The following is a 22,942-nucleotide window of genomic DNA, read 5'->3' on the forward strand; positions in this document are numbered from 1 at the left end:
AAAACAGAACCTTTCCCAGCGCTTATTGCGCATCTGGGAACCACTCTTGCAGCAGATCACGAGAGCGCTCTAGCTCTTTCTGCCAAGAGTTCACGCCAACTACGGTCGGTTTTAGCAAGATGACCAATTCTGTTTTCTCAGTTACGTTATTCACGTTGCGGAACAAATGCCCCAATGCTGGTACATCGCCCAAAAATGGGACTTTAGAAACAAGCTCACGATTTTGCTGTTTCATCAACCCGCCGATAACCACAACATCGCCATCTTTAGCACGAATAACCGAGTCTGATTCACGAATAGAGCTTTTCGCTAATGGCAGTTGGATGTTTTGGAAATCTCCGCCCAAGTTCAATTGCTTCACTTCTTCTGTAACTTCAATAACTGCGGGGTGAACATGCAGGAACACATTGCCTTTGTTATCAATTTGCGGAGTCACATCGAGGGAAATACCCGAGAAGAATGGCGTCAGTTCCACTTCAGGAACTGCATTTGAGTTTTCACCGTTGCCTGCATTACTCGATAGCTCGGTAACAAAGTACTCATCGGTACCGACTTTGATGACAGATTTTTGGTTGTTGGCAGCGGTAATACGAGGGCTCGAAAGGACGTTCAAGTCACCTTGCGTAGACATAAAGCTCAACACTGCATTGAAGTTACCATCCGAAATAGTCACGTTGGTTTGACCGCCCAAGAGCGTGCCAATCGCATCCAATGGTGGTAATGTCGACGCAGGGCGGTTGACTACGATACTACCCGAGTTACCAATTGACGCCGATAAGTTTGACCAGTTGATGCCTTGTTGGTAGCCATCATTCAACGTCACTTCTAGGATTTTAGCTTCAAGAATGACCTGGCGCTGCATGCGCTCCTGCGATACACCTAAGAACTCGCGTACTTCGCGAATATCATCAGGAAATGCTCGAACCGTAATAACTCCCGCTTGTGGCGTTACAACCACACTTTGCCCTTTGCCTGAACCAATTAGATTCGCAACAGCTTGCTGCAGCATAGGCCAGAAGTCACTCTCAGTGATGGTTTCAATGCGTGTACCACCCGTAGATGTGGTCGAGCTATCGTTGTTGTTTACATTGTTAGAGTCTGACGAGTCAGAACTGTCTGAGCTACCACCAGAATTAGACGTACCAGCCGAGGTTACAGAGCCCGTAACAATGCTGGTTAATGAGCGACCAGAACGCTTGAACTGCAGGTAATCGACTGGAATGGTCACAGTACGCATACCTGCTGGGTAGATTTGAATAACTTTGCCAGACTTCACCACGTCATAGCCATACATATTCTGTACGACATTCAGAACTTCATCCAATGTCACATCTGACAAGTTGACAGTGATATTACCTTGTACCGATGGGTGAATCGCCACGCTGTACTCAGTGCCTTTCACTAATGAGGCGAAAAAGCTTCTTGCATCGACCGCATTCGCCTGAATACGAAAACGCTTCGAGGTGCCTTGCTCTGATGCAACGTTCGAGTCTAAATTTGGCATCAAGTCTGCCTCAACAGAAGAAGGGATTTCTTCCAATGTGCGGCTGTTCGCTTGATTGATCGATTCATTGAGCGCTTCTTTAACTTCCACTGGATTCCGATGACCCATTGAACATCCCATTAAAGAAGCAATCGTTATTCCTACAACTAATTTGCGCATATCTGATCGGGCTCTGGTTATTATTGTTTTACGTTTAAATCAAAAAGCTCTAGGTCCCACTGACGGTTACCACGCTTTAAAGTTACAAATTCACTATTAATGCTCGCGACGCGATAACCCTTAAATAGCTCGCCTTTTTCGACAAGTTTGTTATCCATAATCGCGATACAATCAGTACTTGGCTTACACACAATACTGTTGAGCTTAGGCAGTCGGTACCGTTTAACTTTTGGTTTCGCTGACGTTTCAACCGCTGGCTTTTCCCAACCAAGTGGGGCCGTTGGGTCCTGGTTTGCCCAAGCGGTTCCTGCCGCTGCCATAACAAGCAATGAGATGATGAGTTTGTTAACCACCAATAAACTCCTCTCTAGATCCTAGTGTGTAGACTTCTAACACAAGCTTCGCTTTCGGGTACTCTTCGACTTTATAACTAAAGCTGCGCCAGTAATAACTCGCAGGAAGGCTCTCCAATTTATTCAGATAATTAGCAATAGAAAAATAGTCACCAGTCAGTTCCATACGAACAGGATGCACGTAGTAACCAGAGTATTGCGATGCTTCTTTATCTTCCGTTATTGGCTCAGATGGCAAGGTTTGCAGAGACAAAAGGTGAATGCCACTTTGCTGCTCCAACACATTTTCAAGCAGCTCAGCCATTTGCGAAGGTGTAATAAGATGCTCGATGATCTCCGCTAATTGCATCGAAAGATGCTGACTCTCAGCTAACAGATTAGATATCGCGCGATCAATCTCAGCATTTGGATCTTTCTTAAGTTGCGCCTGAATACGTAGCGTATCGATTTCAATCTTTTGATTGGCTTGCTTTAAATTACTTAGTTGCCTCTCATTACTGATGATCTCGTTAAGCTTTGGCTCCAATACCAGCGTAAAGAGCAACATGATCACGACAACTAAACCGCACAATGCGGTGAGCACTTTTTCACGCGTACTCATTTCGCCAAAGCGCCCTTCTAATGAGAGCCAGAATTCGTTCATTTCTCTTTATCCTCGCGCGTTTTTAGTTCAAACGTCACAATATCCTTATCATTTCGACCTATTTTGACGTCGTCAAACGTTCGACCAACCAAGCTAATTTCGTTTTTAAATTGGCTAACCCAATTTGGCACTGAGCTCGGTTTTTTCGCTAGCCCCTTCAGGTCTAAGGTATGGGTATTGATTCGAATTTCGGACAAAGAAATTTCTTGGTTTCCTAGCTTCGCTAATGATTGCATCACGCCAGAGTAACCCGTGCGTTGCGAGTCATCGTATTTCCCGACAGCTTTAAGCGAGTCTCGCTTCGCCTTGACTTCACGCTCTAAGCGGGCTTTAGCTGCCAGCTTATTATTGTCAGGTTGATGTTTACGTAGCTTGACTTGATAACGTTCAAGCTCTGACTTCATGATATCGCCTTTACTTTTTACAATAGCAATCTCATCTTCCAAACCGCTGCTCTGCCAAGTGACATAACCGTAAGAAAATAGAATTGCAGCCGCCGCAACGCCCCAAGATAACGCGATATTTTTTAGCGTCAGGAGCTCTTTTTTCGGTTTTAAGTAATCGGGATATAAGTTGACGCGTCGAGTATTTGAAGTAGCCGCAGTGTCAGCCAAAACATGCCCTGATAGCTCATGTTCTGGTGGTAATAACGGTGAAACCTTAGTACTTAAACGGTAGTTCAGAGCCTGAACAAGCTCGCTCTCATCCTCTTCATCACAGCACACTTTCAATTGGTGTAATTGCACGTGGCGTAACTGAGATGAAAGATAGTCAATCGAACGTTGCAGTTCTAACGACAGACTGTCCATCTGTAAATCGCTAGACGGAACCCCCGTTAACGGTGGCGTCACACTGCGAATAGAGCGGTGGAACGCAATAGTATTTTCGACAAAAGCGCTTATACGGAAATGACCACGCACACTGCGTTGTAATAATAGGAAGTTTCCTAGTTCACCCGCAGTCTCTCCCCAAATATCGTCTTCAGGAAGAATGGCTTCTAATGGTAACTGGGCTCGACTGGCCAGTAACACAATCTTATCCAATATTTTTCGCGATAAGACGTATGCTTGCACTTTGGTTGAATTCGGTAACTCGACCGCATCGGCAATAATGTCGATAGCACGCTCAGAGATCAGTTCTTTCAACAAAAACGGTAATGCGGCTGGCCATTCTTGACGCGGCATGACCGGTTTGTCGATTTGGTACATCTGGTAATAGTTATGAGAAAGAACAACCGTTAATGAATCATACGCACTCGCTGCAACGCTCAATGCTTGCTCAACGGCTTTTTCCCAATTGGACTCAGAAATATCAAATTGGTATGGACGACTACTTTTGATTGAAGATGATAAATAAACGGCGTCTGGCTGAATAACCAAAAAGCAGGAGCGACCACCACTAGATGATCGCTTAAGCTTGTCGAATAGTGCTTTGAAATCCATGATTATTATCTTTATTTTTTCCGCCAGCGATTTCGTCTTCCCAATTTAACTTGGGATTCTGATTGAGAATTCGGCAACGCTTGGGGACGAGGAAGAAACTGCTGCTCCGCAGAAAAGTAACGCCCTTGCCCACCATAAACCCCGAGCTCAACTAATGTGTTGAGCTCGTTCTGATTCTCAATACCCACTGCTATAATTTTAGTTTTACTGTTTGCCGCCGCACCTAGCATACTGCGGACAAATAGCTGGTTTTCATGTCGTTGGTCGATTTTTGCTACTAAACTGCGATGAAGTTTTAGGTAACGAATGTCCACTTCTTTTAAATAGTGAGTGCTGACGATGGTACGCCCAGCCTGCCCAACCATTAAGTGGCACCCCAAACCGGCCAGCATTTTAGCGACTGGTCGCATAAAGTCTAAGTGTCTTACAAATTGTGCTTCAACAAACTCAAAACTGAGACACTTTCTCTGCTCACGTGACAACTGTAAGAGTTCATCACGAAACCATTTAAAGTACTCTCGGTTAGAAAATGGCGTTACATTCAAATTGAGCGCATACGATCTTGAGTTATCAAAATTATCCTTAAACTCTCTTAAGAATTTATTAATAACTGACTTATCCATTTGCGCTTCATAACCAACCTGTCTGATCGCAGAAATGAACCGAGACGCTTTAACAATCCCATTCTCAGGATCGCGAATCCGACATGTTAACTCTTCATATAATGATTTTTTATGCGTCGCGTCACTTATTGGGTGCACAGATTGTGCGTAGAGTATCACACTTTCAGGTGTAAGTGCTGTGTCAAATAACGTTCTCCACCTCACACTTCCGCGAGCTTCTTCATCGTGGTTCCATTTTTTGAAGCGACTCCAATTATTGTTATTTTGTAGTTGCGCACTACGCAAAGCAGTCTCGGCTTCATCAATGATTTGGCTGTGTCGCTCACCTTCTTTATAAGTGGTGATGCCAATATGGCACCAGTTGTCTGGATCAAGTGGCTCTGGCGGCATTAACTTTTCTAACTGGCGAATGCATTGCGAGGCGAGGTTAGCCACATCTTTCGCACTTTGGTGCGGTAGAAAAAGCGCAAAATCAGCATCGTAATAACGGGAAAATACAACATCTGGGTATCGTTGAACTAAATTGGACAATAAACTCCCAACTTCAACAATAAACTCATCCGTAATTTGCTTATCTTGCTCTTCTTCAACCAGTTTCCAGTCTTGAATACGAACTAGCAACACGGCGCCGCGAGCCCCACTTTCTAGTAACGCCGATTCCAACTTGCTATCAAATAACACTCGGTTAGCGGTACCGGTTAGCTTATCAAGGAAGGTTTGAGTTCGAATAAAGGTATCAAATCGGCTTCGCTCTTGACGCGCATCTTGTAACTCTTCGATTAATACATCGAGCGCTTCACTGGCGGTGTAAGGCCATTCTTTTTTGTCACCTTTGGCATACTGCTCTACCCTACCAGCCAGGATCATTCTGCCTCGCTCTTCGAGCATTTCGGAGCCTTCTAATTGTTCCTTAAGCCATGCCACGCCGCGCATTAAGCAGAAGATGATCAATATAACGGCAAGCGTGATCGACCAAAGCGCCTGCATTGAGTAGCTGTAACCTAAGTAAGGGGGAATTGCTTTAAAGTGAATCGTGTAATCTTGATTGTGAGTCAGCTGATACTCTGCCTCAAACAAGACTGACGCTTCCATTTGATGAGAAGTATCTTTGAAGCGATAAACAACGGCGTTGTTGGTCGACAACGTCATTTCGACAATATTGGAAGCCTGCAGCATTTTCGGCATCCAGCGCTGCATAGAATAAGCGGCGTCAGGATCTTCCATCTCCTTGTCGACCACCTCTACGATCCCTTCTAAATAATGGGTGAGATATTCCTGCCCAAGACGTTTAAAAGAGAGGGTGCCACCGACAAACAAGATAAACATGGCGCAGATAACGATCATGGTGACAAAGGCCACCAGCCGTGTGCTTAACTTAAGAGTTGGGGTATACCTCATGAATACCAAATTCCTTTTTTATTCATCATATACCTTATTGAAATATTTATACTTGATAAGAGTTCATCAAACAATCGGATTAGTCTGATAGTGAGAGGCTGGAGCATAAAGAAAATCACACTCATTGATAAGTTTTATTGTTACGCCTAACCTTGCCAAGATAAGCCTGTGAGATCATCAGATTGCGACAATAAAAAAGGCCGCGATATTCGCGGCCTTTTCGATTCAAGCATAAGCAGAATTTAGAACGGGATATCGTCGTCAAAATCCATTGGTGGCTCATTGTACTGCTGCTGTGATTGCTGCGGAGCCTGTTGTTGTGGTTGCTGTTGCTGAGGCGCATTGTACTGCTGCTGAGCTGGCTGTTGAGGCTGACCCCATCCACCTTGTTGCTGCTGTTGACCGCCCATAGGTGCGCTGCCACCTTGAGCACGACCGCCAAGCATTTGCATCACACCATTGAAGCCTTGAACAACGACTTCCGTTGAGTAGCGATCTTGGCCACTTTGATCTTGCCATTTGCGAGTTTGCAGTTGCCCTTCAATGTAAACTTGAGAGCCTTTACGCAAGTACTCACCTGCTACTTCCGCAAGTTTGCCGAACAACACAACACGGTGCCATTCCGTTTTTTCGCGCTGTTCGCCAGTCGCTTTATCACGCCATGAATCAGAAGTCGCAATAGTAATGTTTGCTACTGCACCGCCATTCGGCATGTAACGAATTTCAGGGTCGTTACCTAGATTCCCCACCAAAATAACTTTGTTAATTCCACGGCTGGCCATGATGTGCTCCGTTTCACTCTGGATATATAAAATTTTAGCGCATTAGAATAGCACGCTTTAATGTTTTGATTAAAGTCTAATACCATTGTGATCTATTGAGTCATCCTCTAGAACCCAAATCGTATTTCAACTTACGTGTGTAGCATTTTTGATTCGCGTTGCAGACATCGTTTCGTGAAGCTTTGAATTCGAACGCATTTATTCAGTAAAGCGATGGTTATGGCCTCTCTTTAATGCCAGTTTATGGCTTCTATTGAACCCAGGGAGATTGGAACACGTGAGAAAGTCGGCTTACGCAAGAAAGCTATTTCTGATCAGTATGGAAGATAATGCGCAAAAAAAAGTGGCGGCACTCGAAAAGTACGTTGATATGAGCATCCCGGTGATTTCAACCGCAGCACTCATGGAAGCCAAGCCACAACACCGTAATAAAATTCTACTGATAGACTTCAGTGAACATAAATCACTTGTTCAATCGATCAAAAACTTGCCTCTTGTATGGAAAAACTTTGAAACCGTTGTCTTCAACGTGCCTAAAAGACTAACCACGGATGAACTTCTTTCATTTGGTCAATTAAAAGGTGTGTTTTATTCTGAAGATACGCTAGAGCAAATTGGAGAAGGGTTAAAAGGCATTGTTAACGGTCAAAACTGGCTGCCGCGTAATGTAACCAGTCAACTTTTACACTATTACCGCAATGTCATTAATACTCATACTGCACCAGCTACGGTAGACTTAACCATTCGTGAGCTACAAGTACTGCGTTGCCTACAAGCTGGCGCCTCGAACAGTCAGATGGCCGAGGAGTTATTCGTCAGTGAATTCACCATCAAATCGCACTTATATCAGATATTCAAAAAGCTATCCGTAAAGAACAGAGTACAGGCAATCGCCTGGGCAGACCAAAACTTAATGTCTTGATGCAATGTTAGCGGCTCTGATAACTGAAATGACGAGTCGCTCATCTTTTTTCCGCACCGAGTCTCACATTTTTTCCTACTTTATTCATGATTCATTGATACCTCTCGTGTTAAAGTTATGCGCAGATTCTTGATAAAAACGAGATAGGATATTCCCCCAATGATAAAAAAATGTCTGTTCCCTGCTGCAGGCTATGGCACACGCTTCCTACCGGCAACGAAATCTATGCCAAAAGAGATGATGCCAGTTGTGAACAAACCGCTTATTGAATACGGTGTCGAAGAAGCAATCCAAGCTGGTATGAACGGCATGTGTATTGTGACAGGTCGTGGCAAGCACTCGATCATGGACCACTTTGATAAGAACTACGAACTGGAACATCAGATTAGCGGTACCAACAAAGAAGAGCTGTTGGTAGATATCCGTGAAATCATTGAATCTGCAAACTTCACTTATATACGTCAACGCGAAATGAAAGGCTTGGGCCACGCGATTCTAACTGGACGAGAATTGGTAGGCGATGAGCCATTTGCTGTTGTTCTTGCTGATGACCTTTGTGTGAACGAGCAAGAGGGCGTACTGGCTCAGATGGTGGCACTATTTAAGCAGTTCCGCTGTTCTATCGTTGCAGTACAAGAAGTACCAGCCGAAGAAACACACAAATACGGCGTTATCTCTGGTGAAATGATCAAAGACGACATCTACCGCGTAGACGACATGGTAGAAAAACCAGAGAAAGGCACGGCGCCTAGTAACCTTGCTATCATTGGCCGCTACATCCTGACTCCCGATATTTTTGAACTGATTGAAAACACCGAACCTGGTAAAGGTGGTGAAATTCAAATCACTGACGCGCTGCTAAAACAAGCAAAAGCGGGCTGTGTATTGGCTTACAAATTCAAGGGCAAACGCTTTGACTGTGGTAGCGTTGAAGGTTACATCGAAGCAACTAACTATTGTTTTGAAAACCTGTATCTAAAAGATGAAAAAACCTCTGAGCTAGGTAAGCACGCAACACAAAAAGCAGTATAAAGCATCGTCGTAGTACGAAATTACTGTATCGAAAGCCCAGCACAACGCTGGGCTTTTTACTTTACTGTTTTTTTATCCAGTAATTTTCTTTGCACATTTCTCACACTATGTAATACTTGCCCCACTTGGTTATACATAGAGCAAAAACGATGGATAAAATAGAAGTTCGCGGTGCCCGAACCCATAACCTTAAAGACATTAATCTTACAATCCCTCGCGATAAACTGATTGTCATTACTGGACTAAGTGGCTCCGGTAAATCCTCTCTCGCTTTCGATACGTTGTATGCAGAAGGCCAACGACGCTACGTAGAGTCTCTCTCTGCCTACGCTCGTCAGTTTTTGTCTCTGATGGAAAAACCCGATGTCGACCACATTGAAGGGTTATCACCCGCGATTTCTATTGAACAGAAATCTACTTCTCATAACCCGCGTTCAACCGTCGGTACAATTACCGAAGTCTACGACTACTTACGTCTATTGTATGCTCGTGTGGGCGAACCCCGCTGTCCAACGCACCATGCCCCTCTTGCTGCGCAAACCATCAGTCAAATGGTGGACAAAGTCCTAGAGATGCCGGAAGGCAGCAAAATGATGCTATTGGCGCCTATTGTCAAAGAACGTAAAGGTGAGCATGTTAAAACGCTTGAGAACTTAGCGGCTCAAGGCTTTATTCGTGCGCGTATTGATGGAGAAACTTGCGATCTTTCCGATCCTCCAACCCTTGAGCTACATAAAAAGCACACCATTGAAGTCGTGGTAGACCGCTTTAAAGTTCGTCCAGACTTACAACAGCGCTTGGCCGAATCTTTCGAGACCACGCTCGAATTATCAGGCGGAATTGCGGTTGTCGCGCCAATGGATGGCGACGGTGAAGAGATTATTTTCTCCGCCAACTTCGCTTGTCCACAATGTGGTTACAGCATGCAAGAGTTAGAGCCGCGACTTTTCTCATTCAACAATCCTGCTGGTGCATGTGGCACTTGTGATGGCTTGGGTGTTCAACAATACTTCGATCCAAGCCGAGTCATTCAAGATGATTCATTAAGCTTGGCACAAGGTGCGATTCGCGGTTGGGATCAAAAGAACTACTACTACTTCCAAATGCTCACCTCATTGGCCGATCATTATGGTTTTGACCTCCATGCCCCTTTTAATTCTCTGCCAAAGAAAACGCAAGATGTCATTCTAAAGGGCTCAGGTCGTACTGAGATTGAGTTTAAATACATCAACGATCGTGGCGATATTCGCGTTAAACGCCATCCATTCGAAGGTATTCTGAATACCCTAGAACGTCGCTATCGTGATACAGAATCCAACTCTGTCCGTGAAGAGCTTGCAAAATACATCTCCACTAAATCTTGTTCAAGCTGTGGCGGTACTCGTCTACGCCTCGAAGCACGTAACGTGTTTATTGCTGATACGACACTACCTGAGATTGTTGAACTCAGCATTGCTGATGCATTGGAGTTCTTCCATTCCTTGAAACTGGAAGGTCAACGAGCCCAAATCGCTGAAAAAGTGATGAAGGAAATCAACGACCGCCTGCAATTCTTAGTTAACGTCGGTTTGAACTACCTAAACTTATCACGCAGTGCTGAAACCTTATCAGGCGGTGAAGCTCAACGTATTCGTTTAGCAAGCCAAATTGGTGCAGGTCTTGTTGGTGTCATGTACGTCTTAGATGAACCGTCGATTGGCCTCCACCAGCGTGATAATGAACGCTTATTAAAAACGCTCACTCATTTGCGCGATTTAGGTAATACCGTACTTGTGGTAGAACACGATGAAGATGCGATTCGCTGTGCAGATCATGTCATAGATATTGGTCCTGGTGCTGGCGTACATGGTGGTAATGTTGTTGCGGAAGGCACCATGGAAGAGATAATCGCAAATCCGAATTCTCTGACAGGTCAGTACTTAAGCGGTGTTAAAGAAATCGCAGTACCGAAAGATCGCACGCCGCGAGATCCGAAAAAAACGGTTGAGCTATTAGGCGCAACAGGTAATAACCTTAAAAACGTTAACCTTTCAATTCCTGTTGGGTTATTCAGCTGTATTACAGGGGTATCTGGCTCAGGTAAATCAACGCTGATTAATGATACTTTCTTTAAAATTGCGCATACCCAACTTAACGGAGCGACAACGGCTCAGCCTTCACCTTATAAATCGATTAAAGGTCTAGAGCACTTCGATAAAGTCATCGATATCGATCAAAGCCCAATTGGCCGTACACCTCGCTCTAACCCTGCAACCTATACGGGGATCTTTACACCAATCCGTGAACTGTTTGCAGGCACACAGGAGTCGCGTTCTCGCGGTTACAAGCCGGGCCGTTTTAGTTTTAACGTACGCGGTGGTCGTTGTGAGGCCTGTCAGGGTGACGGTGTTATCAAAGTAGAAATGCATTTCCTACCAGATGTTTATGTGCCATGTGATGTGTGTAACGGTAAACGCTACAACCGTGAAACGCTCGAAGTACGTTACAAAGGTAAAACTATTGATGAAGTGCTAGAAATGACGGTCGAAGATGCACGCACCTTCTTCGATCCAGTTCCTGCCATCGCTCGCAAACTACAAACACTGATGGATGTGGGTTTGTCGTACATACGATTGGGTCAAGCGGCAACAACACTCTCCGGTGGTGAAGCACAGCGTGTGAAACTGGCGCGAGAGCTATCCAAACGTGATACAGGAAAAACCTTGTACATTTTGGATGAACCAACAACCGGCTTGCACTTCCATGATATCCAGCAGTTGCTCACTGTACTGCACAGACTTCGCGACCACGGAAATACTGTCGTGGTGATCGAGCATAACCTGGACGTCATTAAGACTGCGGACTGGATTATCGATCTTGGTCCTGAAGGGGGTCAGGGTGGCGGCGAGATAATCGCTCAAGGCACTCCGGAAGATGTGTCGCAAATCGAGGGGTCGCACACAGCTCACTTCCTCAAGCCTATGTTGAAGTAGAAAAAACAGGTAAAGTATCGAGACCAGCAAGTGCTGGTCTTTTTTCATTCAAAACAACGCAATAACTATGGCTACTATACATGTAAGTGGAACAAAGCTTTCTCCCGAAAAAGTACAGGTTCCCCTCAATCGCAAGTTTCTCATTGCCTTGGCAACACTATTTGTGTTGGCAATGCACTTTTTCATGCCCAACCCCGGCGGTTCGGGGCTTTCGCTTTCGTTCAATGCGACAACTTGGATTGCTTTTAGCTTTGCATTAGGCATTGGGTGTTACCAACTTGCGAATAATCGAGTACTACGTTACTCAAAACTAACCATCGGCTTGTTCATTAGTACTCTTATCATGACGGTGCCCATTCTGTACCCAAATGCGAATAGCAGTTTGGCAGCCAATAAGCTCATTGGCCTGTGGTGTGGTGTCCTGTTCTTTATTGTCTTACAACAATTTCATTTCAGTAATAAACATCGCCAACGCCTATTATGGTTCATTGTCCTTGCGGTTGTTATCGAAGCCATTTTTGGTTTGACACAATATCTGTATCTCAAACCAGGCAATCCGTTTGGTTACGACACGGTGGCCAATCGTCCTTATGGTATTTTCCAACAGCCCAATGTAATGGCCAGCTTTCTTGCGACAGGGTTGGTGATTGCCAGCTATTTACTTGCACGTCAGCCCTACAAATACGATCGTAAGTTAAGCGATGTTTACCTTCTCTATGCCGTACCAGTTTTAACTTTACCACTAATTGTGGCGTTGGCTTCACGCACTGGTTGGTTAGCCTCGGTCATCGCCGTGTTGTTGGTCATTCCATACATGTACCGCTTTGCAACCAAAGGGCGCTTTATCCGCTGGGTTGTGTCACTTGTAAGTGGGCTCTTACTCTCAGTCGTTGTCATGCATCTTGCCTTTCCTGATGGAGGTGGGTTAGCCGCAGAAAAAGTAAATATGGAGTCTCCTCGAGCGTATACTTTTCCACAAACATTAGACATGGTGATTGAAAAGCCTTTTACTGGTTATGGATATGGCAAGTTTGAATCTGAGTACATGCTGTATACGGCTCGTCAACATGCCCTAAATGAGAATTACCCAGCTGGTTTGCCAGCCATGGATCATCCGCATAATGAGCTACTTTACTGGGGAGTAGAAGGTGGCTTGCTGCCAATACTCGGCATCTTCTTAGCGATGGCACTGGTACTGTATCGAATCTATCAAGCCAAACGCGGAACTCGTCTTGCGTTGCTGGCCTTGTTTATACCTATCGTATTGCACTCGCAACTGGAATACCCTTTCTACCACTCTCTCGTGCATTGGTTGATCTTCGTTATCCTACTGTACTGGGTCGATCAGCGCGTCTCTCGTTATCGACAAGTCGGCTTTAGTAATGTGACCAAAAGCTTGCTGCGTGTTTTTAGTTTGGTACTTCCCGTTGCGTTTACGTTTTACATGGTAAGCGCATTACATACGAACTATGTATTGACGAAGTTTGAGACCACTAGACCAACTAACCCTGATATTCTGAATCAAGTCAGTAACCCTGTGGTTTGGAAAGACAGGTTTGATTGGGATGTCTATAGCACGTTTTTAAACCTTGGGCTGTACCAACAAGACGCAACCTTGATTCAGCCTTATATCGATTGGTCGCTAAAAATCATCAAAGATAAGCCTCGCCCTGCATTTTATAATAATTTGATTTTGGCCTACCAAGGCTTAGATGACTCAAGTAAAGCGGAGCAAATTAGAGCTGAAGCGCAGTTTTTGTTCCCGAAGATTGATTTCAGTGACGTCAATTACCAACCACCTTCTCAAGCAATCTCTGCCTCACCAGCCCCCACTTCAGGTGCAGAGTAATAAGTACAAAAAAGCGAAGGGATGACCTTCGCTTTTCTTTATCTCATTGCTGTATGATTTTATTCAGTGAGTGACTCTTCTAACGCTTTTAAGCACAGCGCAACGTTTTCAGATCGAGCGCCGTAACCCATTAAGCCAATACGCCACGCTTTACCAGCTAATGCCCCAAGGCCTGCACCAATTTCTAGGTTATAGGTTTCTAGCAAGTGAGCACGAACTTTTGCTTCATCAATTCCTTCAGGCACGTAAATCGCATTTAATTGTGGCAACCGATGGGCTTCGTCCACAACAAATTCAAATCCTAACTTTTGTAAGCCATTTTTGAGTTTTTCATGCATCAGTTGGTGACGAGCCCAAGCGTTTTCTAATCCTTCATTTTTCAGTATCAATAAAGCTTCATGAAGCGCATACAAGCTATTAACTGGCGCCGTATGATGGTAACTACGCTTGCCTTTTCCACTCCAATACCCCAAAACTAAACTCTGATCGAGGAACCAACTCTGTACTGGTGTTGTTCTTGCTTGAATCTTTTCAATCGCGGCAGGAGAAAACGTCACTGGTGAGAGTCCAGGTACACATGACAAACATTTTTGACTACCAGAGTAAACCGCATCCAGTTGCCATTCATCCACTTTTAACGGCACACCACCAAGTGACGTCACCGCATCAACAATAGATAATGCATTATGCTGTTTCGCCAGCTTACCCAATGCTTGAGCATCACTGACTGCACCAGTTGAGGTTTCCGCATGCACAAAAGCAAGAATTTTTGTATCTGGGTGCTGTTCGAGTGCTTGCTCGACTTTATCAATGGAAACAGGCGTCCCCCATTCATCATCGACGATAACAACTTCACCACCAGCACGGACGACATTTTCGCGCATGCGTTCACCAAATACACCATTACGGCAGACGATCACTTTATCGCCTTTCTCGATCAAGTTTACAAAGCAGGTTTCCATCCCTGCACTACCTGGCGCTGAAACCGCAATCGTGAACTCATTGTCAGTTTGAAAGGCATACTTCAATAGCTGCTTGAGCTCATCCATCATACCGATAAACAGAGGATCAAGGTGACCTACAGTAGGACGGCTTAGTGCTTGTAACACTTGAGGATAAATATCAGAAGGACCAGGTCCCATTAAAATACGGTGAGGTGGAATAAAGCTTTGGATCGACATGTCAGCTCCTTGATTATCTTTTATCCTGAGCATTCTAAAAGTTCTATTCAATAACATGGCTCAGGTGTAGGGTTCTTCACCCTAATAGATTTTTCCTCTATCAGCAATTAGCCGTAAGTATGGAGGTCAAACCAGTGTCACAAAATCGTTAATAAAAAACACCATAAAGGTTGAAATATTGATTGACATTAAGGTCTCAAAACCGTTCAATGTTTGAGCTTTATGTAGAAGAGGAGCGCTACCCAGGTAGATGATTTGTGGAACCGCAATTCCAACACCAATCATTGAGGGGGAGTAGTGCCGAGGTAAGTCAAAGTTGCAGGATTTGACTTGTCGGTTGAATTGGGCTGAATCCCATCAACTGTCATCAGCGCAGTCTGATGAAGGGCTTCTGAGGGTAAATTTTTCAAATAGCATTCTAAATACCTCTCTTTTTGCTCTGTTCCTTTTCTCACTAAACATTGGATGTACAATTTTTTAGGAAGTCGTGGGAGAACGCAGTGAGCGCATTTAACGTAGCTAAATTCGGTGGAACCAGTGTTGCCAACTTTGAGGCAATGAGTCGTTGCGCCACCATTATCGAAAACAATCCAACTACTCGCCTGGTCGTGAGCAGCGCTTGCTCTGGCGTCACCAACCTATTGGTAGAACTCGCCAACGGTGTTCAGGATCAAACGCACCGTACTGAGCTGCTACAAAATTTGGCCAACATTCATGACGCCATTTTAACTCAGCTCGAAGACAGCACGAAAACTGCTGCCGAGGTGTATGACATATTAGATACCGTAACCAGCCTGGCCGAGGCTGCATCTATCCAAGCTAGTGCGAAGTTAACCGATCATTTAGTCGCATGTGGTGAACTCATGTCGACGCACATTCTAACTCAGTTAATGTGTGAGCGAGGCATTCAAGCTGTGCGCTTTGATATCCGCGATGTGCTGCGTACTGATGACAACTTTGGTCGCGCGGAGCCAAACATTGAAGCAATTTCGACGCTTGCGCAAGATAAACTCGTACCACTTTGCCAACAATCCGTTGTTGTTACTCAAGGCTTCATAGGATCTGACGAAGCCGGTAATACAACAACACTAGGTCGAGGAGGCAGCGATTACAGCGCCGCCTTAATTGCTGAGAGCGTCAAAGCGGCAGGGTTAGAAATCTGGACTGATGTTCCGGGCATCTACACAACAGACCCGCGAATTGCGCCAAAAGCCTCACCAATTCCTGAGATCAGCTTTAGTGAAGCTTCAGAAATGGCTAACTTTGGCGCTAAAATCCTTCACCCTTCTACGCTAGTACCTGCATTGCGCCACGACATTCCGGTATTTGTAGGGTCATCGAAAGAGCCTGAAAAAGGGGGAACTTGGATTCGCCACCAAGTCGAAAGCTCACCGTTATTCCGTGCGCTAGCTTTGCGTTGTAACCAAACCATGGTAACGCTACGCAGCGCCAATATGTTCCACGCATACGGTTTCTTAGCAAAGGTCTTTGAGATCCTTGCAAAGCATAAGATCTCTGTCGATTTGATCACGACATCTGAAATCAGTGTATCGTTAACACTTGATCAAACTGATACATCTGGTGGCGCGCCGCAGCTGCCGCAAGCTGCACGAGAAGAGTTAGAAGAGTTATGTAAGGTAGAAGTTGAACATGACCTATGCCTCGTTGCTCTCATTGGTAACAACATGAGTGAGAGTAAAGGCTACGCGAAACAGGTTTTTGGCACGCTAGAAGATTTTAACCTACGCATGATTTGTTATGGCGCTAGCCCTCACAACTTATGCTTCTTGCTCCATGAATCGGTATCGAAACAAGCCATACAAAAACTCCACACGGAGTTGTTTGAGAAGTAAGTTCAACTCAATAAAACAAAGGGCTGCGTATCTGCAGCCCTTTGTTGTTTCAATAGTTGTTACATTTGGACGAGGTAAACATCAATTTAACCGTTAATGTTTGGCCCTAACCATTTTTCAGCCTCGATCCTATCCCACCCCTTACGATCGGCGTAACTCTCTAGCTGATCTTCTTGGATCTGTGCGATCGCAAAGTAACGTGAGTCAGGATGAGAGAAATACCAACCAGAGACTGACGCGCCCGGATACATTGCATAGCTGGAGGTTAGAGTCATGCCAATATTCTCTTCCACATTAAGTAGCTCCCAAAGCGGTCCTTTTTCAGTATGCTCAGGGCACGCTGGATAACCTGGTGCAGGGCGAATACCTTGGTATTTTTCACGAATGAGATCATCGTTAGATAAATCTTCATCCGCAGCATAACCCCAAATTTCTTTACGGACACGCTCATGCAAATACTCAGCAAACGCTTCGGCTAGGCGATCCGCCACCGCTTGAATCATAATTGCGTTGTAATCATCTCCCTGTGCTTTGTATTCATCAGCAAGCTCTCGTTCACCAATACCACCAGTGACAGCAAATGCCCCTATCCAATCATGCTTACCCGACTCTTTAGGTGCGATGTAGTCGGATAAACAATAGTTGAATCCTTTTGGTTTCTCGGTCTGTTGTCGCAAGTTACGTAATACTTTCACAACGTCGGTACGAGTTTCATCAGCATAAACTTCAATGTCGTCCCCCACGCTCGCAGCAGGGAATAAGCCACACATTCCACGCGCTTTTAACAGGCCTTCTCGCTCAACTCGATCAAGTATCTCGTTGGCATCTTCGAATAAACGTTTTGCTTCTTCACCAACTTCTTCATGTTGGAAAATTGTTGGATACTTACCCACAAGTGACCAAGTCATAAAGAATGGTGTCCAATCGATGTATTGACGTAATATAGCCACATCAAAATCATCGAAGATATGAATGCCAGGCTTAACAGGCACTGGAGGAGTATAAGCTTCCCAATCGATAGCAACTTTATTCGCTCGAGCAGCTTCTAATGTCACTGGTTTGGTTCTCGGTTTCTTTCGATTATGTTGATCACGTACTCGTTCGTAATCAGCTTCAAGTTTTTCAACAAATTCAGGGCGACGTTCATCAGACAGAAGAGAAGTACATACGCCCACTGCACGTGAGGCGTTGTTCACGTAAACCACTGGATGCTTGTAATTTTGCTCAATCTTAACTGCTGTATGGGCTTTTGACGTTGTTGCGCCACCGATGAGAAGAGGTAAGTTAAAGTCGAGACGCTCCATCTCTTTTGCAACATGCACCATTTCGTCTAATGAAGGCGTGATCAACCCTGATAAACCAATAATATCGACGTTTTCTTCTTGCGCTACTTTTAAGATCTTTTCGCAAGGAACCATGACACCAAGATCGATAATTTCATAATTATTGCACTGCAATACAACGCCAACGATATTTTTCCCGATATCATGTACATCACCTTTGACCGTCGCTAGCAAAATCTTACCGTTTGTTTGTCCCACCTGCTTTTCTGCATTGATGTAGGGCTCCAGATGCGCGACTGCTTGCTTCATCACTCGTGCAGATTTTACGACCTGAGGAAGGAACATTTTACCTTCACCAAACAAGTCTCCGACGACGTTCATCCCATCCATTAGTGGGCCTTCAATCACCTCTAATGGCTTTGAAGCGTTGACACGAGCCTCTTCGGTATCATCAACGATGAACTCAGTTATTCCTTTCACTAACGCGTGCTCTAAACGCTTTTCAACAGGCCAAGTTCTCCACTCAAGTGCAGAGGCATCCTCCTCTTTACCTACCCCTTTGCCTGCATATTCCGCCGCGATATCTAACAATCTCTCAGTGGCGTCATCACGACGGTTAAGAACGACATCTTCCACAGCCTCACGCAATTTTTCAGGCACGTTATCGTAGATTTCTAACTGACCCGCATTCACAATCCCCATATCCATACCATTTTTAAAACAGTGATAGAGGAACACCGCGTGAATCGCTTCACGTACATAGTTATTGCCACGGAAAGAGAATGAGACGTTAGAAACACCACCCGAGATCATCGCATGTGGTAAATCACGTTTGATATCGCCAACGGCTTCAATGAAATCCACCGCGTAGTTATTATGCTCCTCGATCCCCGTAGCAATGGCAAAAATGTTTGGGTCAAAAATGATGTCTTCTGGTGGAAAGCCCACTTCATCAACAAGAATTCGGTAAGCGTTGGTACAAATTTCTACTTTGCGCTCACGTGTATCTGCTTGCCCAATCTCATCAAACGCCATCACAATCACAGCCGCACCGTAACGGCGGATCAACTTAGCTTGTTCAACGAATTTCTCTTTGCCTTCTTTGAGAGAGATCGAGTTAACAATGCCTTTTCCTTGGATGCACTTAAGACCGGCTTCAATAACCTCCCACTTGGAAGAGTCAACCATGATTGGTACTTTGGATATTTCAGGTTCTGACGCACAAAGGTTTAAAAATCGAACCATACAAGCTTGTGCATCCAACATGCCTTCATCCATGTTGATATCGATAATTTGAGCGCCATTTTCAACTTGTTGACGAGCCACATCGAGCGCTTCGTCGTACAGTTCTTCTTTAATCAAGCGCTTAAAACGCGCAGAACCAGTTACATTCGTACGCTCACCGACATTGATGAATAAAGAGTCTTTATCAATGGCGAGCGGCTCTAAGCCAGACAAGCGACAAGCAACGGGAAGTTCAGGTAATTGACGAGGGGCGATATTTTCAACCGCGAGTGCCATTTGGCGAATGTGCTCAGGAGTTGTACCACAACACCCACCAATCAAGTTTAAAAAGCCGCTTTGAGCCCACTCTTTAACATGCTTAGCCATATCTTCTGGCGACAAATCGTATTCGCCGAATGCATTCGGAAGCCCAGCATTTGGGTGAGCGGAAACAAAAGATTCTGATATACGCGAGAGCTCTTCAACATAAGGACGCAGTTCATCCGGGCCAAGTGCACAGTTCAAACCAAACGAAATCGGTTTAACATGACGTAATGAGTTGTAAAACGCTTCTGTGGTTTGACCGGATAATGTTCTACCGGAAGCATCAGTAATAGTCCCCGAGATCATCACAGGTAACTCAATACCCATATCTTCAAACACACTTTCAACAGCAAATGAACAAGCCTTAGCGTTAAGAGTATCGAAGATGGTCTCGATAAGAATAAGATCAGAACCACCTTTAATCAGCGCTCGAGTCGATTCAGAGTAAGCCTCAACTAACTCGTCGAAAGAAACATTTCGATATCCAGGGTCGTTTACATCAGGAGAGATAGAACAAGTGCGGTTCGTCGGCCCTAAAACCCCTGCGACATAACGCGGTTTATCGGGTGTTTTTGCGGTCCATTCGTCTGCAACTTCACGTGCAAGCTTGGCAGCTGCAAAGTTAATTTCTTCACTTAGGCTTTCCATCTCGTAGTCAGCCATCGCAATGGTTGTTGCGTTAAAAGTGTTGGTCTCAAGAATATCTGCACCCGCTTCTAAATATGCAGCGTGAATTTCCTTGATAAGTTGAGGCTGACTTAGAACCAACAGGTCGTTGTTACCTTTTAGATCACAATGCCAATCCGCAAAGCGCGTTCCTCGATAGTCTTGCTCTTCAAGTTTGTATCCCTGAATCATGGTTCCCATACCACCATCAATTAAAAGAATACGTTGCTTCAATTGAGCTTCAATCTGTTGTATTACGTTACTTCCCACAGTACAGCCTCATTCCTTTAGTTATCTTTCCATCCTATCACACAAACTTCAGGAGTCTAGACGTCTAAACGTAGAATTAATGATTATTTTATATCCTTCTTAACTTGCAAAATAATCACGAAAAAATGTTTGCTATTTAAGCAGCATCAGCCGAGAATTCCATTCATAAAATGTTACAAATAGAGAGCTCTATGTCGGTCTATCATACTTTATGTTTTCTATCCGCAGCTGCGATGCTAATTGCTTTTGTAAACAGCAAGATAGGAAAGATGCAAACCACCATTGCGATTACCGCAGGTTCAATGGTGCTTTCACTTCTAATCTTAATTGCGGGTCAAAACAACTGGTTCCATCTCACCGAAATTGCGACGGAGACGGTCACAAGGATTAACTTCGAAGATTTCTTGCTCAAAGGCATTCTTGGCTTCTTACTATTTGCTGGTGGACTAGGCATCAAACTCCCGAACCTTAAAGATCAGAAGTGGGAGATCACTGTTTTAGCCCTTGGAGCTACACTGTTTTCTACGTTCTTTATTGGATTTGCACTGTATGGGTTTTGTCAGTTAATTGGCATCCAATTTGATTTGGTCTACTGCTTACTATTTGGTGCTCTAATATCGCCAACTGACCCAATCGCTGTATTGGCTATTGTGAAAAAACTAGATGCTCCTAAACGTATCTCCACTCAGATTGAAGGAGAATCGCTCTTCAATGATGGCTTCGGTTTGGTTATCTTCGTCACTCTATTTACGATTGCATTTGGCACTGAGGCACCAACTGTAGGTAGTGTCACCTTGCTCTTCATCCAAGAAGCTATCGGTGGTATCATATATGGTTTCGTCCTCGGTTTGCTATTCCACTACTTGATCAGTGCCACCGATGATCACTCAATGGAATTGTTACTTACCATTGGTGTCCCAACAGCAGGTTACGCATTTGCTGAATACATCCATGTATCAGGCCCACTCGCGATGGTTGTATCCGGTATTATGATTGGCAACTGGACACGCTTTATTGGCTTTTCAAAAGAGAGTGAAGATCACCTTGACCATTTTTGGGAGCTTGTTGATGAGTTCTTGAATGGCGTGTTATTCCTACTGATCGGCATGTCGATGCTGCTATTTGAATTCCACAAAGAAGACTGGATTATGATGGCTATTTCAGTCCCTCTTGTACTAGCAGCTCGCTATTTAAGCGTATTTCTCTCGTACATTGGCTTTAAGCGTTACAGAAAATATAACCCGTGGTCAGTACGTATTTTGACGTGGGGCGGCTTACGCGGGGGCCTTGCATTGGCAATGGCACTTTCCATTCCATCTGGTATTTGGGTGATTCAAGATAAGTTAATCGATGTAAAAGAGATTATTCTTGTAATGACCTACTCCGTCGTTGTTTTCTCTATCCTCATTCAAGGCTCAACAATCACCCCAATGATTGAAAAAGCAAAAGCAGAAGAGAAGAAGATGGAAGAGAATAACCAAGCAATAACCACTCCGGAACATACGGAGCCAGTGGACTCTTAAAGACACGTTACTTAATAGATAAAAAGCAGCTACCTAGCTGCTTTTTTCATAACTAATTTTCAGACTCCCCTTCAAGGACGAATGCTCCTTATTCTTTGATATACCTTCAAATATACTAAGAATCGCTACGCTACACTTTCATAGATACTAACTATTGCCGATAGATAGTATTCATAAACGAGTCTTTTAATTTGCCCATTTTCATCTGTATCACTTCTCTTCCCTTGGCAATATAGGCTCCTCGCAAACATCAAAGTTAAACTTCCACAATACTTAGCAATGAGCGAGTTTGTGTTTTTATGAGAAAGAGACATTTAGGGTGATTGCGTTCAGAACCCAAACGGGTTAGAAACCTCACCGAGATAAAACTGAGCTAGCACCCAGGTAGCAAAGCCTTAACGGAAGTTTAAATCCCTTCCCTCTTGAACTCAGTGAGACTAAACTTGTATTCAAAGTCCTCCTGTTTTCAAATTAGAAACAAGCGACACCTCAAACAATTAAGCTCTGTCATATAACTAGATTTTCTAATATCGAATAAAAGGAGCTTTGGTTAGAGCTTGGTATCGGAATAAGGCTAAGACTAAGGCACAGAGTTACATGCTAGCTCGTTCACGACGATATTAAAACCATGTGAAGAGGGTAGCGTAACTCTAGATGCAAGGTTTCAATATGAAAGTGAGTTTCAGGTAAGTCGGGGGAACCAGAACGAAAAAAGCCTCAGTCTTTCGACTGAGGCTTAATATAAGTGGCGGAGTGGACGGGACTCGAACCCGCGACCCCCGGCGTGACAGGCCGGTATTCTAACCAACTGAACTACCACTCCGCAGTGGTATCACTCGCTTTAATAAGCAAGCGTCCAAAATTTAAAGCCTGGCGATGTTCTACTCTCACATGGGGAAGCCCCACACTACCATCGACGCTATTTCGTTTCACTTCTGA

At 44.5% G+C, this 22,942-nt stretch carries 14 protein-coding genes, 1 tRNA gene and 1 riboswitch; of the genes, 6 read left to right on the forward strand and 9 right to left on the reverse strand.

The features are described from left to right. Positions 1-22: 22 nt before the first annotated feature. The 6 genes from mshL to R7F67_RS17630 form a co-directional block, all read right to left on the reverse strand. Positions 23-1,663, reverse strand: coding sequence for a pilus (MSHA type) biogenesis protein MshL (gene mshL, locus R7F67_RS17605; RefSeq protein ID WP_176311177.1), 1,641 nt, complete (start codon positions 1,661-1,663; stop codon positions 23-25). A gap of 20 nt (positions 1,664-1,683) precedes the next feature. Further along, positions 1,684-2,016, reverse strand: a complete 333-nt coding sequence (locus R7F67_RS17610) for a hypothetical protein (protein WP_005381196.1) — start codon at positions 2,014-2,016, stop codon at positions 1,684-1,686. Next, positions 2,009-2,659: a type II secretion system protein GspM gene (gene gspM, locus R7F67_RS17615; protein ID WP_005381197.1), complete on the reverse strand. Its 651-nt coding sequence runs from the start codon at positions 2,657-2,659 to the stop codon at positions 2,009-2,011. Before gspM ends, R7F67_RS17610 begins: the two co-directional genes overlap by 8 nt. Beyond that, entirely contained in the window at positions 2,656-4,101 is a 1,446-nt protein-coding gene (locus R7F67_RS17620; protein WP_167415479.1) for an MSHA biogenesis protein MshI, read from the reverse strand. Before R7F67_RS17620 ends, gspM begins: the two co-directional genes overlap by 4 nt. A gap of 11 nt (positions 4,102-4,112) precedes the next feature. Continuing rightward, a complete protein-coding gene (csrD, locus tag R7F67_RS17625) occupies positions 4,113-6,122 on the reverse strand; it encodes an RNase E specificity factor CsrD (RefSeq protein WP_171346111.1) in 2,010 nt (669 codons plus the stop codon). Positions 6,123-6,364: 242 nt separating this feature from the next. Next, the gene (locus R7F67_RS17630) at positions 6,365-6,904 is read right to left on the reverse strand and encodes a single-stranded DNA-binding protein (protein WP_017636205.1); all 540 of its coding nucleotides are present in this window, start codon (positions 6,902-6,904) and stop codon (positions 6,365-6,367) included. 277 nt (positions 6,905-7,181) lie between these two features. On the opposite strand from R7F67_RS17630, the gene R7F67_RS17635 reads away from it, so the two are divergent. The 4 genes from R7F67_RS17635 to R7F67_RS17650 all read left to right on the forward strand — a co-directional run bounded on the left by R7F67_RS17635 (position 7,182) and on the right by R7F67_RS17650 (position 13,679). Beyond that, positions 7,182-7,826 carry a LuxR C-terminal-related transcriptional regulator gene (locus R7F67_RS17635; protein ID WP_005381237.1) on the forward strand — a complete coding sequence of 215 codons (645 nt, stop codon included), beginning with the start codon at positions 7,182-7,184 and terminating at the stop codon, positions 7,824-7,826. A gap of 159 nt (positions 7,827-7,985) precedes the next feature. Continuing rightward, positions 7,986-8,858: a UTP--glucose-1-phosphate uridylyltransferase GalU gene (gene galU / locus R7F67_RS17640; RefSeq protein WP_005381239.1), complete on the forward strand. Its 873-nt coding sequence runs from the start codon at positions 7,986-7,988 to the stop codon at positions 8,856-8,858. 149 nt (positions 8,859-9,007) lie between these two features. Then, positions 9,008-11,830, forward strand: a complete 2,823-nt coding sequence (uvrA, locus tag R7F67_RS17645) for an excinuclease ABC subunit UvrA (RefSeq protein WP_017636207.1) — start codon at positions 9,008-9,010, stop codon at positions 11,828-11,830. 67 nt (positions 11,831-11,897) lie between these two features. Beyond that, the gene (locus R7F67_RS17650) at positions 11,898-13,679 is read left to right on the forward strand and encodes a PglL family O-oligosaccharyltransferase (protein WP_053303474.1); all 1,782 of its coding nucleotides are present in this window, start codon (positions 11,898-11,900) and stop codon (positions 13,677-13,679) included. Between the two features lie 59 nt (positions 13,680-13,738). Here the strand turns inward: R7F67_RS17650 and R7F67_RS17655 are convergent, their stop codons facing one another. Continuing rightward, positions 13,739-14,860 carry a pyridoxal-phosphate-dependent aminotransferase family protein gene (locus tag R7F67_RS17655; RefSeq protein ID WP_017636209.1) on the reverse strand — a complete coding sequence of 374 codons (1,122 nt, stop codon included), beginning with the start codon at positions 14,858-14,860 and terminating at the stop codon, positions 13,739-13,741. Between the two features lie 220 nt (positions 14,861-15,080). Beyond that, a riboswitch (Lysine riboswitch) is annotated at positions 15,081-15,259 on the forward strand. Positions 15,260-15,360: 101 nt separating this feature from the next. On the opposite strand from R7F67_RS17655, the gene lysC reads away from it, so the two are divergent. Further along, positions 15,361-16,713 (forward strand): lysine-sensitive aspartokinase 3, encoded by a 1,353-nt coding sequence (gene lysC, locus R7F67_RS17660; protein ID WP_017636211.1) that lies wholly within the window; start codon positions 15,361-15,363, stop codon positions 16,711-16,713. Positions 16,714-16,799: 86 nt separating this feature from the next. Here the strand turns inward: lysC and metH are convergent, their stop codons facing one another. Beyond that, positions 16,800-20,480: a methionine synthase gene (gene metH, locus R7F67_RS17665; protein WP_054577147.1), complete on the reverse strand. Its 3,681-nt coding sequence runs from the start codon at positions 20,478-20,480 to the stop codon at positions 16,800-16,802. 191 nt (positions 20,481-20,671) lie between these two features. Here metH and R7F67_RS17670 point away from each other — a divergent pair, with 191 nt between their 5' ends. Continuing rightward, a complete protein-coding gene (locus R7F67_RS17670; RefSeq protein ID WP_017636212.1) occupies positions 20,672-22,003 on the forward strand; it encodes a cation:proton antiporter in 1,332 nt (443 codons plus the stop codon). A 746-nt stretch (positions 22,004-22,749) separates the two neighbouring features. Here the strand turns inward: R7F67_RS17670 and R7F67_RS17675 are convergent. Continuing rightward, positions 22,750-22,826: transfer RNA gene (locus R7F67_RS17675), tRNA-Asp, on the reverse strand. Positions 22,827-22,942: the final 116 nt, after the last annotated feature.

Origin of the sequence: Vibrio sp. YT-17, assembly GCF_033337375.1 — a bacterium.
Taxonomy (GTDB): Bacteria; Pseudomonadota; Gammaproteobacteria; order Enterobacterales; family Vibrionaceae; genus Vibrio; species Vibrio alginolyticus.